Below are 16,497 nucleotides of genomic sequence, written 5' to 3'. Positions count from 1 at the left end.
GTCCCTGGTCTTCGAGCCAGCGCTTAATCTTGCGGGCTCCCCAGCGTTCATGACGGGCATGTGCCATGCGCAGCAGGGCAGTGATGTCGTCTGACGAGCGGTTCGGGGAATGGTGCGGTATGCGCGGGCGGTCCTGAAGGCCGGCGGCGCCTTCCTGAACCCAGCGCTGAAGCCACTTGTAGCCGGTGGCAGGGGAAATGCCGTAGTGACGGCAGAGGGAACGGATGTTCGCCCCGTCCTGCGAGGCGAACAAAACAAACTCGGTACGTAATGACATGGTATCTCTCGCATCCCAGGGCATAAGCGACTCCATAAACGGGTTCTTATGCCTTAGTTGTAAGTGTCTACCATGTCCCCGAACAAGTGTTCACTATGTCCCCGGACCGTACAATGTCATCTGGGGGTATTGGACGAAAAAACGGCGTGGGCTGACAAACGATATAAATTGGCGTTCAGATGAGCCAGATTGGATCAACTGAGTGACTGGACTCTAAAAAGCGCACTTAACTCGTATTAGGTTCACATAAATTCATTCTTGAGCGGTATGCTGAACGCAGAAATTACGTATGGGAATTGTGATGACCGATGCGAATGAAGGCAGAAACCGGCTGTTAAACGGCTGGCAGCTGTCGAAAATGTACACCTTTGAAGTGGCCGCCCGGCATGAGTCCTTCGCGCTGGCGGCGGCGGAGCTGTCGCTCAGCCCCAGCGCGGTGAGCCACCGCATAAATCTGCTGGAAGAGGAGCTGGGCATTCAGCTGTTTGTCCGCTCACACCGTAAAGTGGAGCTGACGCAGGAAGGCAAGCGCGTTTACTGGACGCTGAAATCGTCCCTCGACACCCTGAATCAGGAGATCCTGGATATTAAAAACCAGGCGCTGTCAGGTACGCTAACGGTGTACTCCCGGCCGTCGATCGCCCAGTGCTGGCTGGTGCCGATGCTGGGGGATTTTACCCGCCGCTATCCGTCGATTTCACTTACTATTCTGACTGGTAATGATTACGTCAACATGCAGCGAACCGGCATCGATCTGGCGCTCTATTTCGACGATACGCCGCCAAACCACCTTTCTCATCACTTTTTGATGGATGAAGAGATTTTGCCCGTCTGCTCGCCGGCGTATGCCCGGGAGCATGAACTGCTGAAAAACCCCCATAACCTCAGCCACTGCACGTTACTGCACGACCGTCAGGCCTGGAGCAATGATTCCGGTACGGATGAGTGGCTGAGCTGGGCGCAGCACTTCGCGGCGAATATGCCGTTATCATCGGGTATTGGCTTCGATCGTTCTGATTTAGCCATTATCGCGGCCATGAATAATGTGGGGGTGGCGATGGGGAGAAAGCGGCTGGTGCAAAAACGTCTCGAACGGGGGGAGTTGATCGCACCCTTTGATGGGAAAACTCTCAAGTGCCATCAGCATTATTACGTCTCAACGCTTCCCGGCCGTCAGTGGCCGAAAATTGACGCCTTTATCGGCTGGCTAAGAGAACTGGCGGGTTGAAGAATTATTACGCTTTCGCTCTACACCAAATGTGAAAAAGCGTGCTAAATACAGGTAATGCTTTTGATTTATCCAGGGTAAACCGTGTTAAAGCCTTTTATTGCCACTGCGATCTTACTCTCTTCCGGCTGTGCGATTGCCGCTGAGCTGCCGCTGACGGCTGCCCGTTACGCGCAGATGCTGGGCGTCGGAATGGATGTCGACTGGGCACGCACCGAGCGCGGTATCCGCGAGTTCGACCCGCTGGTGGTCCGTGATTTTCAGGCGAAAGGCATACACCATGTCCGTATTCGGGTGGCGGGCGAACCGACGGAAGCGCGGCTGATTCACCTGCGTAAGCTGGTGGAGGCCTGCGAGCAATACGGCGTCATCCCCATCATCGCTTATCAGGCCGATGAATATAAAAACGACCCGAAAGCGGATACCGAAAAAGAGGTGATTAACTGGTGGATTGCCGTGGCGCACTATTTTGGTCAGCGCTCGCCGTTGCTGGGCTTTGACCTGATCTACGAACCGGCGGACAAGCTCAACCACAACGTTGCTTCGCTCAACCGGGTGTATGAGAAAGCGATCAAAGACATTCACGCCATTGATGCCAGCCGCATGATTTTTATCGCCCCTCGTCTGCGCGCCGCGCCGGAGGATTTATCCAGCCTGAAGCTGCCCGCGCACAGCCAAAATTACCTGCTGGCGGAGTGGCATATTTTCCCCTGGGGCCCGCTGAAAACGAACGGTAAATACCCGTGGACGTCCGGAACTGCGGCTGAGAAAGCGGCTATCCGTAACCGAATCAACGCCGCGCTGCACTGGCAACAAAAAACCGGGCATGTGAGCTGGGTTGGCGGCTGGGGGGTGGGCGAATCGAAAAGCCTGATGCCAACCGCCTCGCAGATGGCGTTTGCCACGTTTATGGCGTGCGAGCTGCAACAGGCCAACATCCCGTATGCGATAAACGCCGATGTTCAGTTTTATGACGGGGAAGAGGGGGCGTGGCGGCCTGCCCCAGAGCGGCTATTGCAGGCGATGATTGCGCCCGTCTGTGAAAAGCCCGGCGAGAAGCCGGACCATCATGCGGTTAAACCGGCTGTTCGTGATGCGAGACACGCGACGCCAGCGGCAGCCAGCACAGCAAAATCAGCAGCCCCATCAGGGTCATCAGCAAGCCTAAACTCGCCTGCCCGGTCTGCGGCATCATAGCCGAAAGCCAGGCCAGCGCGCCGGAACCGATGTTCTGCAAACCGCCCACCAGCGCGCCTGCCGTGCCTGCGAGGAACGGGAACGGCTCCATCGCGCCGCTGGTGGCGAGGGGAAACAGCATGCCCGCGCCGAAGAAGAACAGCGCCGCCGGGATGAGCAACGTCCAGACCGACATCACGTCAAACAGCCCCGGGATCCACATCATCAGCCCGGCCAGCAGACAGCTGATCACCGACTGCCACATCAGCGTGGAGAAACGCTTGTTCGGACGTCCGGCGAACCATGCACCGAAGAACGCCGCCGGGATCGGCAGAATAAACAGAATACTCACCACCATGCTGCTCAGGCCAAGGCCTGCGCCCAGCAGCACGCCGGAACAGGCTTCAAACACCGCAATGCCCGCCAGGCCGCCGATTAGCATCAACAGATAACAGGTAAAGGACCCATTACCGAACAGCGTTTTGTAGCTGGCGATGAGCTTCGTGCGCGGCGCGTCTTTTGGGCGGGTTTCCGGCATCCAGCGCGCCATGCTGAAGGTGACAATAATGCACAGCACCAGCAGGAAGGCGTAACAGGCGCGCCAGGACCAGACGGTGTCCAGCAGACCCCCAATCAGCGGGGCCAGCAGCGGGCTGACCAGAATACCCATATTTAACAGACTGTTGGCGTGACGAAGCTGTGTGCCCTGGTACATATCACGCGGCAGGGTACGCGCCATAACCCCGCCGACGCCGGTGCCCACGCCCTGGAGGGCGCTGGCGGCAATCAGGACGGTGAGGCTGTGCGTGGTAATGGCAATCACCGTCGCTACCATGAAAATGCTCATGCCCACCAGAATGACCGGACGACGCCCGACGCGATCGGACAGGGGACCATAAACCAGCTGTGAAACGCCATAGGTCAGCAGATAGGCTGCCATCACGCTCTGGACTGCACCTTCGCGGACGCTCAGATCTTTTGCCATATCGGCAATCGCCGGAATGTAGATGGTTTGTGCCATCTGCCCGACGGCCACCAGTAACACCAGCATCAACAATAAGTTCACGTTCCGTTGCTTTTTCATGTCGCTGAATACTTTTGCCAAAAGAGATAAATAAAGAATAAGTGACTACGCATTCCCATAAATGCGCGAGGAATCTACCACAGAGAGATGACAATTTAAGCATTACTGTGATGAATGACAGAAGACGTGAAGGCAGGATTTGTAAACAAGATCGGCAACTAATGTTGCCAGCGAATTACGCCAGGCGCAGCAGGACCGCACCGGCAGCAATACCCAGTGCCGCCGCGATGCGCAGGCCGGCAACCTTCTCTTTTAAAAGCACAAATGCGATTAATGCGCCGAAGAGAATAGAGGTTTCACGCAGTGCCGCGACCACAGCCAGCGGTGCCTGGGTCATCGCCCAGAGTGCCAGACCGTAAGATCCCATCGTCCCGACGCCGCCGAGCAGCCCTTTTTTCCAGTGCAGGCGCAGGTAGCTGGACGCTTCGCGACGCCGCGCCACCATTGCCCAGCTCAGCAGGCAGAAACCGTTCATGAAGAAGGTCCAGAGCGTATAGCCCAGCGCAGTGTCCGAAAGTCGCACACCGGTGCCGTCCACCAGGGTATACCCGGCGATAAAACAAGCGTTCAGCAGCGCCAGCCAGATCCCCTTGCGTGACTGCATGCGGCCGTTCATCGCCATGGCCAGAATCGAAAGACAAATGACCCCAATGCCGGACCAGGCAAGCCAGGAGAGATGATCCCCGAGCACCAATACGCTGATCAGCGCCACCAGCAGAGGGGCCGTCCCGCGCATAAGGGGGTAGGTCTGGCTCATGTCGGAGACCTGATAGGTCTTCGCTACCAGCACGGTGTACACCACCTGTAACGCACAGGAGACGAACAAATATGGCCAGCTTGCGGCAGTTGGCTGAGGAGAGAAGGGCAGTAAAATCAGGGCAATAAGCGCGGCTGAACCGCTGACTCCGATCGCCGAGTAGAGTTTATCCGTTCCGGCTTTAACGATGGCGTTCCAGCTGGCATGCAGCAGTGCGGCGAACAGTAAAATGCAGAAAACGGTGATGGTCATGGCGTATCGGTTGGTGAAATGTCATCCAACTGTAACATTCACCCGTCGATGCTGCCAGCCGCTTACACTGCGCAAAAAAGGCGGTGCGTCACCCGGGGTTCGTCTGACACCAGCCTGAAGCCCGCCCGATGGTAAAATCCGTACGCGGTTTCCGGCGCATGGGTATTAAGAAAATCAAACCAGATGCTGGCATCCGCCATCACCACGGTCAAAAGCTGTTTGCCTATGCCCTGCCCACGGCACTTCTCGCTGACGTAGAGATGACGAATACGTCCGGCGCGCGGCTGCTGGCTGAACGGATCGCGATTAAGGCCGCACACGCCCACCAGCCTGCCGTTAAGAAACGCCCCCAGCAGTTTTTCACCCGGCGCGTTAAAGCGGTTTTCACCCCGCTGCCAGTTCTCTTCCAGCCTGCGCAGCATATTGAAATTCAACGCGATACTCTCCGCCTTCAGGGCGATATACCCGGGTTCATCGGGCGTGACAGGCTCAATTAACAGACGCGACATAGCATTCCCTCGTTATTAAAGAGGGGCGGTTGCCCGCCCCTCTCAGGTGCGACTTGAACCTGAATCACCGAACGTATTTCAGGACAGCATCAAGCAGTTGCAATACAGCAACAATGAGTTTGAGGACAAGTATGACCATATCCACGACGCTCATACGCGTCTCCTTTTGGTTAAAAGGAGCACGATGCTGGCGTACCTTTCCGCCGCCTGTGGCCAGCACCTGGATTGACGTAACACAGTGTGCTCACTTCAGGGGTTAAGGCACTGACGGCACCACCCGTTTCAGCCAGGACTTCGTTGCGCCGGTAAACTGCGGCCCCCTCGCTCACTGCGAACACCCTCAGTATAGATAAATACTGTATGCATGAACAGTATTTTATGGACAAAATTTGGAAGGCGATCCATACTCAAAAACGTCAAAATCCGTGCCGGAATTGCGCGTTCGTCTTCGATCGCGTATACTTTTCGCGTTGACGTAACACAGTGTGTTCTGCGGCAACCAACCGCAAAACCCTGATAAAAACCTCGCTTAGGCGGGGTTTTTTGTTTTCACCACCCAACAAACAAAACGTGATCCCTGACGCATTTTTGCGCAGATGAAAATATTTCCATTGTCACATCCGAAAACCTGTGTTTGTATAAATTCAATCAATGATTCCAAACACAGGTCCCCAATGACTTCATCCATCTTCACTTCGACCCTACTAAAAACTGCGCAACCTGCCGCAGTGGTCGTCGTGCGTGTGGTGGTTGTCGTCGGCAATGCGCCGTAGGGACTGGATCAACACACGAATCCAAAACCCCGCCGGCGCAAACCGGGCGGGGTTTTTCGTTTAGGACCCTCCCCGGAAGGCTGGCTCAGAAGAAAAGGACTGGAGCATGGCAAGTTCGGGCACAACATCCACCAAGACGCGTTTTACAGGCGCGCAGCTGATTGTTCATTTACTGGAACGACAGGGCATCACCACCGTTGCGGGCATCCCGGGTGGGACCGTACTGCCGCTGTATGATGCGTTAAGCCAAAGCACACAGATCCGCCACGTGCTGGCGCGCCACGAGCAGGGCGCAGGCTTTATCGCCCAGGGCATGGCGCGTACCCAGGGTAAACCGGCGGTCTGTATGGCCTGTAGCGGGCCGGGCGCCACTAACCTGGTGACCGCCATCGCCGACGCGCGTCTCGACTCCATTCCGCTGATCTGCATTACCGGCCAGGTGCCGTCCTCGATGATCGGCACCGATGCGTTCCAGGAAGTCGACACCTACGGCATCTCTATCCCCATCACCAAACATAACTATTTAGTTCGCGATATTAGCGAGCTGCCTCAGGTTATCAGCGATGCGTTCCGCATTGCGCAGTCTGGCCGCCCGGGCCCGGTGTGGATAGACATTCCTAAGGATGTCCAGACCGCAGAAATTGAGATCGACGTTCTGCCGGAGCCGGGTGACCGTGCCCCCGCGCCAGAATTCAGCGCTGAGAGCGTGCGCGATGCGGCGGCGATGATCAACGCCGCCAAACGCCCGGTGCTCTATCTGGGCGGCGGGACGATCAACGCCGCGGATGAAATCCGCCAGTTCGCTGAAAAAGCTAATTTGCCCACCACTATGACCCTGATGGCGCTGGGTATGCTGCCAAAAGCGCACCCGCTCTCTCTCGGCATGCTGGGCATGCACGGCGCGCGCAGCACCAACTACATCCTGCAAGAGGCGGATTTGCTGATAGTTATGGGGGCGCGTTTTGATGACCGGGCGATTGGCAAAACCGAGCAGTTCTGCCCGAACGCCAAAATCATTCACGTGGATATCGACCGCGCCGAGCTGGGTAAAATCAAGCAGCCGCACGTGGCGATCCAGGGCGACGTGGCCGAGGTGCTGGCGCAGCTGATCCCGCAGACGGAGGCAACCGACCGCGCCGACTGGCGCCAGCTGGTAGCCGATCTGCAACGGGAGTTCCCGGGCGCTATCCCAACCGAGGGCGACCCGCTGAGCCACTATGGTCTTATCAACGCCGTCGCCGCCTGCGTGGATGACAGCGCGATTATCACCACCGACGTCGGCCAGCATCAGATGTGGACCGCTCAGGCGTATCCGCTGAACCGTCCGCGCCAGTGGCTGACCTCCGGCGGCCTTGGCACCATGGGCTTCGGCCTGCCAGCAGCGGTTGGCGCGGCGCTCGCCAACCCGGACCGCAAGGTGATCTGCTTCTCCGGTGACGGCAGCCTGATGATGAATATTCAGGAGATGGCGACGGCGGCCGAAAACCAGTTAGACGTTAAAATCATTCTGATGAACAACGAGGCGCTGGGCCTGGTGCACCAGCAGCAGAGCCTGTTCTACAAGCAGGGCGTGTTTGCGGCGACCTATCCGGGGATGATCAACTTCATGCAGATTGCCGCTGGTTTTGGCCTGCACACCTGCGATCTGAACGCCGAAGAAGATGCCCACGCGGCGTTGCAGGATGCGATTTCTCGCCCTGGCCCGGCGCTGATCCACGTGCGTATCGACCCTGAACTAAAAGTGTATCCGATGGTGCCGCCGGGTGCGGCAAATACTGAGATGGTGGGGGAATAAGCCATGCAGAAACAATGTGATAACGTCATTCTGGAACTCACCGTCCGCAACCACCCAGGCGTCATGACCCACGTCTGTGGGCTATTCGCTCGCCGCGCGTTTAACGTGGAAGGCATTCTGTGCCTGCCGATTCAGGGCAGCGAGCACAGCCGCATCTGGCTACTGGTCAATGACGATCAGCGTCTGGAGCAGATGATGGCGCAGATCGACAAGCTGGAGGACGTCACCAAAGTGGCACGCAACCAGTCCGATCCCACCATGTTTAACAAAATTGCGGTGTTTTTTGAGTAAATCACTTAAGGTAAGAGGCTTTTGCCGGATGGCGCTGCGCTTATCCGGCCTGCAAGGACGTTACACGTAGGCCGGATAAGGCGTTTGCGCCGCCATCCGGCGCGTTCACGCATCAGGATCAAACCATGACCACCATCGCCCTTATCGACGACCACCTTATCGTTCGCTCCGGCTTTGCCCAGCTTTTAAACCTCGAACCGGATTTTCAGGTCGTGGCCGAGTTTGGCTCAGGACGCGAGGCGCTGGCGGGCCTGCCGGGACGCGGGGTGCAGGTCTGTATCTGCGATATCTCAATGCCGGACCTCTCCGGGCTGGAGCTGTTAAGCCAGCTGCCGAAAGGGATGGCGACGATTATGCTCTCGGTCCACGACAGCCCGGCGCTGGTCGAGCAGGCGCTCAACGCGGGGGCGCGCGGGTTTCTCTCTAAACGCTGTAGCCCGGACAAGCTGATTGCCGCCGTGCGTACCGTCTCCACCGGCGGCTGCTACCTGACGCCGGATATTGCCATCAAGCTGGCGGCGGGACGGCAGGATCCGCTCACCAGACGCGAGCGCCAGGTGGCAGAGAAACTTGCCCAGGGCATGTCGGTGAAAGAGATTGCCGTAGAGCTGGGGCTGTCGCCAAAGACCGTTCACGTTCATCGCGCCAACCTGATGGAAAAACTCAACGTCAGTAACGATGTCGAGCTGGCGCGCCGTATGTTTGACAGCTGGCAATGAACTCCCTATTTTCGCGGCTGATCGCCGTTGTTGCCAGCTTTTTCATCTTCTCCGCCGCGTGGTTCTGTCTGTGGAGTATCAGCCTGCATCTTGTCGAGCGCCCGGAGCTGGCGGTGCTGCTGTTCCCCTTTGGCCTGCGGCTGGGGCTAATGCAGCAATGCCCGCGCGGCTACTGGCCGGTGCTGCTGGGCGCAGAGTGGCTGATGCTGATCTGGCTGGCGCAGGAAGTGGCCCTCGCGCACCTGCCTTTATTGATGACCGGAAGCCTGCTCACGCTTATCCCGGTCGCCCTGATTTCCCGCTACCGTCACCAGCGCGACTGGCGCACGCTGCTGCGTCAGGGTGCGGCGCTGATTGCCGCCGCGCTGTTGCAGTCCCTGCCGTGGCTGGGTGAAAAGGAGGTGCTTAACGCCCTGCTGTTGACCCTCACCGGCGGCCTGACGCTGGCCCCGACCTGCCTGGTTTTCTGGCATTACCTTACCAGCACCGTCTGGCAGCCGCTCGGCCCGGCGCTGGTCTCCCAGCCGGTGAACTGGCGCGCCCGGCACCTGATCTGGTATCTGCTGCTGTTTGTGGTGAGCCTGTGGTTGCAGCTTGGTCTGCCCGCTGAATTATCACGCTTCACGCCGTTTTGTCTGGCGCTGCCGATCATCGCCCTTGCCTGGCATTACGGCTGGCAGGGCGCATTGATCGCCACGCTGATGAACGCCATCGCGCTGATTGCCAGCCAGACCTGGCACGATCACCCGGTAGATCTGCTGCTCTCGCTGCTGGCCCAGAGCCTGACCGGGCTGCTGCTTGGCGCGGGCATACAGCGCCTGCGCGAGCTGAACCAGTCTCTGCAAGCCGAGCTGGCGCGCAACCGCCGTCTGGCGGAGCGTCTGCTGGAGACGGAAGAGAGCGTGCGCCAGGAGGTTGCTCGCGAGCTGCACGATGACATCGGCCAGACCATCACCGCCATCCGCACCCAGGCGGGCATTGTTCAGCGCCTGGCGGCAGAAAACGCGGGCGTGAAGCAGGGCGGGGCGCATATCGAACAGCTTTCGCTGGGCGTCTATGATTCCGTTCGTCGCCTGTTAGGGCGGCTGCGCCCGCGCCAGCTTGACGATCTTTCGCTCGAGCAGGCAATACGCTCTCTGATGCGCGAGATGGAGCTGGAGAGCCGCGGGATTGTCAGCCATCTCGACTGGCGCATTAACGAACCTGTGCTGAGCGAAGGCCAGCGCGTGACCCTTTTCCGCGTCTGCCAGGAAGGGCTGAACAACATCGTCAAACACGCCAGCGCCAGCGCGGTAACGATCCAGGGCTGGCAGCAGGACGAGCGCCTGATGCTGGTGATTGAAGACGACGGCTGCGGCCTGCCGCAGGGCTCCGGCCAGCAGGGGTTTGGCCTGGCGGGCATGCGCGAGCGCGTAAAGGCGCTGGGCGGCACGCTGACGATCTCCTGCACCCACGGGACGCGCGTCAGCGTCAGTTTGCCGTTAAGGACACACCATGTTTAAAACCCCCGCCAGCGCCGCCCCGCTAAGCAACAAAGCGGAAATCGATGCCCGCTACCGCTACTGGCGTCGCCATATCCTGATTACCATCTGGCTCGGCTACGCGCTGTTCTATTTCACCCGCAAAAGCTTCAACGCCGCCGCACCGGAAATCCTCGCCAGCGGCGTGATGACGCGCACCGATATCGGCCTGCTGGCGACGCTGTTTTACATCACCTACGGCCTGTCGAAGTTCTTCTCCGGCATCGTCAGCGACCGCTCCAACGCGCGTTATTTTATGGGCGTCGGGCTGATCGCCACCGGGGTGGTGAACATCCTGTTTGGCTTCTCCACCTCGCTGTGGGCCTTTGCCCTGCTGTGGGCGCTGAACGCCTTTTTCCAGGGCTGGGGCGCGCCGGTCTGCGCCCGCCTGCTCACCGCCTGGTACTCACGCAACGAGCGCGGCGGCTGGTGGGCGATATGGAATACCGCGCATAACGTCGGCGGGGCGCTGATCCCGATGGTGGTCGGCGCGGCGGCGCTGCACTACGGCTGGCGCGCGGGGATGATGATTGCCGGTGGCCTCGCGATTGTCGCCGGACTGTTCCTCTGCTGGCGCCTGCGCGACAGGCCGCAAACCGTCGGCCTTCCACCGGTGGGCGACTGGCGGCACGACGAGATGGAGATCGCCCAGCAGCAGGAAGGGGCCGGGCTGTCCCGCCAGGAGATCCTCACCAAATACGTGCTGAAAAACCCGTACATCTGGCTGCTGTCGCTCTGCTACGTGCTGGTCTACGTGGTGCGCGCGGCGATCAACGACTGGGGCAATCTGTACATGTCCGAAACTCTCGGCGTGGACCTGGTGACCGCCAACTCGGCGGTGACGATGTTCGAGCTGGGCGGGTTTATCGGCGCGCTGGTGGCGGGCTGGGGCTCGGACAAGCTGTTCAACGGTAACCGCGGGCCGATGAACCTGATTTTTGCTGCCGGGATCTTACTCTCCGTCGGCTCGCTGTGGCTGATGCCGTTCGCCAGCTACGTGATGCAGGCGGCGTGCTTCTTCACCATCGGTTTTTTCGTCTTTGGCCCGCAGATGCTGATCGGCATGGCGGCGGCGGAGTGTTCCCACAAAGAGGCGGCAGGCGCGGCGACGGGCTTTGTCGGGCTGTTTGCCTACCTTGGCGCATCGCTCTCCGGCTGGCCGCTGGCGCGGGTGATCGACGTCTGGCACTGGAGCGGGTTCTTCGCGGTGATCGCCATCGCGGCGGGCATCTCCGCCCTGCTGTTGCTGCCGTTTTTGCACGCGCAGGCACCGCGCGAAGCGTGACGCGCCTCACCTTTTGCTGCCGAGACGCGTAAAACTAAGAAATTTTCCCGGTTTCACCTGGACGCTGTCTCAGGCATCTCTCCTGGCTGGTTTTTACAATGCTGCAAAAATCAGCTCAGGAGTAACTCAGTCATGCTGGCCTTCTTAAATCAGGTGCGCAAGCCGACCCTGGATCTGCCGCTCGACGTGCGGCGCAAGATGTGGTTCAAACCGTTCATGCAGTCCTATCTGGTGGTCTTCATCGGCTACCTGACCATGTACCTGATCCGCAAAAACTTTAACATCGCGCAGAACGACATGATCTCAACCTACGGGCTGAGCATGACGCAGCTGGGGATGATTGGCCTGGGCTTCTCCATCACCTACGGCGTGGGGAAAACGGTTGTGTCCTACTACGCGGACGGCAAAAATACCAAGCAGTTCCTGCCGTTTATGCTGATCCTCTCCGCCATCTGTATGCTCGGCTTTAGCGCCAGCATGGGCGCGGGCTCCGTCAGCCTGTTCCTGATGATCGCCTTCTACGCCCTGAGCGGTTTCTTCCAGAGCACCGGCGGGTCGTGCAGCTACTCCACCATCACCAAATGGACGCCGCGCCGCAAGCGGGGTTCGTACCTCGGCATGTGGAACATCTCCCACAACCTCGGCGGAGCGGGCGCGGCCGGCGTGGCGCTGTTCGGTGCGAACTACCTGTTCGACGGCCACGTGATTGGCATGTTTATCTTCCCGTCGATTATCGCCCTGATTGTCGGCTTTATCGGCCTGCGCTACGGCAGCGATTCCCCGGAATCCTACGGCCTCGGCAAAGCTGAAGAGCTGTTCGGGGAGGAGATCAGCGAGGAGGACAAAGAGACCGAAGAAAACGAGATGTCCAAATGGCAGATCTTTGTTGAGTACGTGCTGAAAAACAAAGTGATCTGGCTGCTCTGCTTCTCGAACATCTTCCTGTACGTGGTGCGTATCGGTATCGACCAGTGGTCCACCGTGTATGCCTTCCAGGAGCTGAAGCTCTCGAAAGAGGTGGCGATTCAGGGCTTCACCCTGTTCGAAGTAGGCGCGCTGGTCGGTACCCTGCTGTGGGGCTGGCTCTCGGACCTCGCCAACGGCCGTCGCGCGCTGGTGGCCTGCGTCGCGCTGGCGCTGATTATCGCCACGCTCGGCGTTTACCAGCACGCCAGCAACCAGTACGTTTACCTGGCGTCGCTGTTTGCGCTCGGCTTCCTGGTGTTCGGTCCGCAACTGCTGATCGGCGTGGCGGCGGTTGGCTTTGTGCCGAAAAAAGCGATCGGCGCAGCCGATGGGATTAAGGGCACCTTCGCTTACCTGATCGGCGACAGCTTCGCCAAGCTCGGTCTGGGCATGATCGCCGACGGCACGCCAATTTTCGGCCTCACCGGCTGGGCGGGCACCTTTGCCGCGCTGGATGCGGCAGCGATTGGCTGTATCGTCCTGATGGCGATGGTTGCGGTGCTGGAAGAGCGTAAGATCCGCCGCGAGAATCGTGCGCAGAAATTAAAAGTAGCCTGAGTGTGCAGGTAACTTCTTTGCCCGGTGTGTGATGCCGGGCTTTTTTATTTTTCACGGCCTGCCTTTTACCTTTACCCCGCTTTACACACCCGCTCCCCCGTATGCTCTACAGTTTTTTTTGCTGCCGCTTTTCGTGCAGCCTTAGCCCTTTTTGCTAACGGAGAGCTTGCATGTTGACCCGACGATTGTCCTGCCTGGCGCTGTTGATGGCGCTGGCCTCCCCCGCAATGGCCGCGGATGCCCCCACCTACGGCGAGAAGCTGGAAGGTTTTGACTACGGCTGGCCGGTAAAACACTTTACCTTTACCTCGCAGAACCAGCCTCTGGATATGGCTTACCTGGACGTGAAGCCGGAAAAACCCAACGGCCGCACCGTGGTGTTGATGCACGGCAAAAACTTCTGCGCCGGTACCTGGGACGGCACGATCCGCGCGCTTTCAGCCAGCGGGTATCGCGTGATCGCACCCGACCAGATCGGCTTCTGCAAATCCACCAAGCCGGAGCATTATCAGTACACCTTCCAGCAGCTGGCGGATAACACCCACGCGCTGCTGAAAACGCTCGGCGTTGATCGCGTGACGGTCATCGGCCATTCGACCGGCGGCATGCTGGCGACCCGCTACGCGCTGATGTGGCCGCAGCAGGTGGAGCAGCTGGTGATGATGAACCCAATAGGGCTTGAAGACTGGAAAGCGCGCGGCGTGCCGCATATTACGGTCGACCAGTGGTACCAGCGCGAGTTGAAAGTCAGCGCCGACGGCATTCGTCAGTACGAGAAAAACACCTACTACGCCGGGGAGTGGAAGCCGGAGTACGAGCGCTGGGTCACCATGCTCGCCGGGCTGAACAACGGGCCGGGCAAAGCGCGCGTGGCGTGGAACTCGGCGCTGCTCTACGACATGATTTATACCCAGCCGGTCGTCTATGAATTTAACGAGCTGAAGATGCCGGTATTATTGATGATCGGCACGAAGGACAACACCGCCATCGGGAAAGATCTCGCCCCACCGGAGATCCGCAAGACGCTCGGCAATTACGCGGTGCTGGGTAAAGAGACGGCGAAGCGCATTCCGCACGCGACGCTGGTTGAATTTAACGACATGGGCCACGCGCCGCAGATGCAGGATCCTGCCCGCTTCCACGAGGCGCTGCTGAAAGGGCTTCAGGCGCGCTGACTGGTCTCCAGCAACAGCCCGCGCAGCCACGCCTGCGCGAGGTTGCGGTGCGTTCTGCCGTGCCAGGCCATGCTTTTGGTAAAACCGGGCACGGGAACCGGCGTCTCGCAGACGAACATCCCCGTCTGCTTTTCCGCTATGCGTGATGGCACAACGGCAATCATATCGCTGAGGGCCAGCACGTCCGGCAGGACTAAAAAGTTACTCACCGATAAGCCAACATGCCGCGTTCGGCCAGTTTTCTCCAGCGCGCCATCCGTTACGCCGCGAAAACCGTCGCCCTCGTAAGAGACCAGCACATGCTCCAGGGCGCAAAACCGGTCTAACGTCATGGGCTGTCCGGCATCCGGATGGTCGGCACGCATCATGCAAACGTACCGTTCATCATAAAGCGCCCGGCTGTGAAGCTCATCTGGCGTGGTGTGCGGGGTGATCAGCGCCACGTCGACAGAGCCTTGTTCGAGCTGGCTGACCAGACGGTCGGATTCCACAGGTACCACGCGCACGCGAATCCCCGGCGCCTGCACCTTAAGCGCAGCGATAAACGGCACGACGACCGCGCGCAGGGCGTAGTCGGTCGCGGCAAGCGTGAAGGTGAACGTTGCGGTGAGCGGATCAAAGGCGATCGGCTGAAGCAGCTCGTCGATATCTGCCAGAATGCGTTTGACGGGAGCCGCCATCGCTTCCGCCCGGGTGGTAGGCACGATGCCGTGCGGCGCGCGGATAAACAGCGGGTCTTCAAAGTAATCCCGCAGGCGGTTAAGCATGCCGCTTACCGCTGGTTGGGTCAGGGCAAGACGCGCCGCCGCGCGGGTGACGCTGCGTTCGTCCAGCAGGGCATCCAGCGTTTTCAGCAGGTTAAGATCCAGCGTGCGCAGATCCGCTTTCATGACGTTTTTCCACCTCTTTTCCGTTTACTATTATGGCGCTGCCCGCTGTTGACGCACTGCGTTTCCCGCTATGATGGGCGGCTAGTCTAAGGAGAACGCATGGTCTGGATAATGCTGGCAACGCTTGCCGTGGTGTTTGTGGTTGGATTTCGTGTCCTGACCTCAGACTCCCGCCGCGCCATCAAACGTTTAAGCGAGCGGCTGGGGATCACCCCGATGCCGGTCGAGTCGATGATTGACCAGTTCGGTAAAACGCCGGGCAATGAGTTTATCCGCTATCTTGAACGCCCCGACGAGGCGCATCTGCTAAATGCCGCTCAGGTGCTGCTGATCTGGCAGGTCTGCATCGTCGACGCCAGCGAAGAGAATCTGCATACCTGGCACCGCATGCTGCGTAAAGCCCGTCTGGCCGCGCCGATCACCGACGCGCAAATCCGCCTCGCGCTCGGCTTTATGCGCGAGATAGAGCCTGACCCGCAGGAGCTTAACGCCTTCCAGCTGCGCTACAACCAGCTTTTCCTGCCGGAAGAGGGCGTGTTTTACCTGCACTGATATCACGAAACGTGATGAAGAGTATAAAGCATCGTCATTAGATTTATATCACCCGCAGGCGCACCATCACCTTATCAACTAACCGATGAGGTGAACCATGAAACAATCCGCCATTATCTGGCCGAACGACTACCTGCCCGGCACCACCGATAACTTTGCCTCCAACGAAATCATCGTCGCCGGGCTGAGCGCAAAAGAGATTTGGGCGCAGCTTAACGACACCACCCTGTGGCCGAACTACTACAGCAACGCCGAAGATATCCGTTTTCACGACGGCAGCGGCCCGGCGCTGAGCGCCAACGCCCGCTTTCGCTTCACCACCTTCGGCTTCCCGGTTGAAGCGCAGGTGACGGAGTATGTTCCGCCCGTGGAGGGCGAAGCCGCGCGTATCGCGTGGCACGGCTGGGTAGAAGGGGATGCGAATTCGCGTCTGGACGTGATCCACGCCTGGCTGTTTGAAGACCTGCCGGGAAACCGCGTGCGCATTCTGACTCAGGAGTCGCAGAAAGGCGTGCCGGCGCAGGAATTAGCGCGCACCGTGCCGAACCCAATGATTAACGGGCATCAGGAGTGGATCGTGGGATTAGCGAATGCCGCTCTTAAGGCTCGCGGGTAATTTTGCCCGGTGGCGCTTTGCTTACCGGGCCTACAAGCCCGTAGGCCGGCGCAAGCGCAGCGCCGCCCGGCATT

Annotated in this window: 17 protein-coding genes and 1 pseudogene; 12 read left to right on the top strand and 6 right to left on the bottom strand. The window is 59.2% G+C overall.

The window, feature by feature from the left end; genetic code table 11:
- Positions 1-313 (bottom strand): helix-turn-helix domain-containing protein (locus tag SK62_RS20900; protein ID WP_156173212.1); only part of this gene is annotated, 313 nt, incomplete at its 3' end.
- Between the two features lie 265 nt (positions 314-578).
- Between SK62_RS20900 and dsdC the strand changes: the two genes are divergently transcribed.
- Positions 579-1,505, top strand: coding sequence for a DNA-binding transcriptional regulator DsdC (gene dsdC, locus SK62_RS20895; RefSeq protein WP_032103332.1), 927 nt, complete (start codon positions 579-581; stop codon positions 1,503-1,505).
- 84 nt (positions 1,506-1,589) lie between these two features.
- Positions 1,590-2,675: pseudogene (locus SK62_RS22590) on the top strand (cellulase family glycosylhydrolase); the annotation flags it as partial.
- On the opposite strand, the gene emrD reads toward SK62_RS22590, so the two are convergent.
- The 4 genes from emrD to tisB form a co-directional block, all read right to left on the bottom strand.
- Complete coding sequence (gene emrD, locus SK62_RS20890; RefSeq protein ID WP_015570118.1) at positions 2,581-3,765, bottom strand: multidrug efflux MFS transporter EmrD; 1,185 nt, start codon at positions 3,763-3,765, stop codon at positions 2,581-2,583. The pseudogene SK62_RS22590 and the gene emrD overlap by 95 nt on opposite strands.
- Before the next feature lie 175 nt (positions 3,766-3,940).
- A complete protein-coding gene (locus SK62_RS20885) occupies positions 3,941-4,774 on the bottom strand; it encodes a DMT family transporter (protein ID WP_015570117.1) in 834 nt (277 codons plus the stop codon).
- 62 nt (positions 4,775-4,836) lie between these two features.
- Positions 4,837-5,283, bottom strand: a complete 447-nt coding sequence (locus tag SK62_RS20880; RefSeq protein WP_003861064.1) for a GNAT family N-acetyltransferase — start codon at positions 5,281-5,283, stop codon at positions 4,837-4,839.
- A gap of 64 nt (positions 5,284-5,347) precedes the next feature.
- Positions 5,348-5,437, bottom strand: coding sequence for a type I toxin-antitoxin system toxin TisB (gene tisB / locus SK62_RS22585; protein WP_017383683.1), 90 nt, complete (start codon positions 5,435-5,437; stop codon positions 5,348-5,350).
- A gap of 520 nt (positions 5,438-5,957) precedes the next feature.
- On the opposite strand from tisB, the gene ivbL reads away from it, so the two are divergent.
- From ivbL to SK62_RS20840, 8 genes are all read left to right on the top strand, one after another.
- Positions 5,958-6,056 carry an ilvB operon leader peptide IvbL gene (gene ivbL, locus SK62_RS23000; RefSeq protein ID WP_057979964.1) on the top strand — a complete coding sequence of 33 codons (99 nt, stop codon included), beginning with the start codon at positions 5,958-5,960 and terminating at the stop codon, positions 6,054-6,056.
- Between the two features lie 106 nt (positions 6,057-6,162).
- Positions 6,163-7,851: an acetolactate synthase large subunit gene (ilvB, locus tag SK62_RS20870; protein ID WP_023302827.1), complete on the top strand. Its 1,689-nt coding sequence runs from the start codon at positions 6,163-6,165 to the stop codon at positions 7,849-7,851.
- Between the two features lie 3 nt (positions 7,852-7,854).
- A complete protein-coding gene (ilvN, locus tag SK62_RS20865; RefSeq protein WP_015570113.1) occupies positions 7,855-8,142 on the top strand; it encodes an acetolactate synthase small subunit in 288 nt (95 codons plus the stop codon).
- 125 nt (positions 8,143-8,267) lie between these two features.
- The gene (uhpA, locus tag SK62_RS20860; protein ID WP_047718443.1) at positions 8,268-8,861 is read left to right on the top strand and encodes a transcriptional regulator UhpA; all 594 of its coding nucleotides are present in this window, start codon (positions 8,268-8,270) and stop codon (positions 8,859-8,861) included.
- Positions 8,858-10,363, top strand: a complete 1,506-nt coding sequence (gene uhpB / locus SK62_RS20855; RefSeq protein WP_047718444.1) for a signal transduction histidine-protein kinase/phosphatase UhpB — start codon at positions 8,858-8,860, stop codon at positions 10,361-10,363. The genes uhpA and uhpB overlap by 4 nt, the downstream gene beginning before the upstream one ends.
- Positions 10,356-11,666: an MFS transporter gene (locus tag SK62_RS20850; RefSeq protein ID WP_017383677.1), complete on the top strand. Its 1,311-nt coding sequence runs from the start codon at positions 10,356-10,358 to the stop codon at positions 11,664-11,666. Before uhpB ends, SK62_RS20850 begins: the two co-directional genes overlap by 8 nt.
- Positions 11,667-11,798: 132 nt before the next feature.
- Entirely contained in the window at positions 11,799-13,190 is a 1,392-nt protein-coding gene (gene uhpT, locus SK62_RS20845) for a hexose-6-phosphate:phosphate antiporter (RefSeq protein WP_006808805.1), read from the top strand.
- 170 nt (positions 13,191-13,360) lie between these two features.
- Positions 13,361-14,365 (top strand): alpha/beta fold hydrolase, encoded by a 1,005-nt coding sequence (locus tag SK62_RS20840; protein WP_047718446.1) that lies wholly within the window; start codon positions 13,361-13,363, stop codon positions 14,363-14,365.
- Here the strand turns inward: SK62_RS20840 and SK62_RS20835 are convergent.
- Positions 14,353-15,255: a LysR family transcriptional regulator gene (locus SK62_RS20835; protein WP_015570111.1), complete on the bottom strand. Its 903-nt coding sequence runs from the start codon at positions 15,253-15,255 to the stop codon at positions 14,353-14,355. The genes SK62_RS20840 and SK62_RS20835 overlap by 13 nt on opposite strands.
- Before the next feature lie 99 nt (positions 15,256-15,354).
- Here SK62_RS20835 and SK62_RS20830 point away from each other — a divergent pair, with 99 nt between their 5' ends.
- Positions 15,355-15,807, top strand: a complete 453-nt coding sequence (locus tag SK62_RS20830) for a DUF1198 domain-containing protein (protein ID WP_045333531.1) — start codon at positions 15,355-15,357, stop codon at positions 15,805-15,807.
- Positions 15,808-15,904: 97 nt separating this feature from the next.
- A complete protein-coding gene (locus tag SK62_RS20825; protein WP_017694007.1) occupies positions 15,905-16,423 on the top strand; it encodes an SRPBCC domain-containing protein in 519 nt (172 codons plus the stop codon).
- Positions 16,424-16,497: the final 74 nt, after the last annotated feature.

It is taken from the genome of Enterobacter sp. BIDMC109 (genome assembly GCF_001037885.1).
Classification (GTDB): domain Bacteria; phylum Pseudomonadota; class Gammaproteobacteria; order Enterobacterales; family Enterobacteriaceae; genus Enterobacter; species Enterobacter hormaechei_C.
The sequence above is the reverse complement of the archived record's forward strand: the minus strand, read 5'-3'. Positions and strand labels throughout refer to the sequence as shown.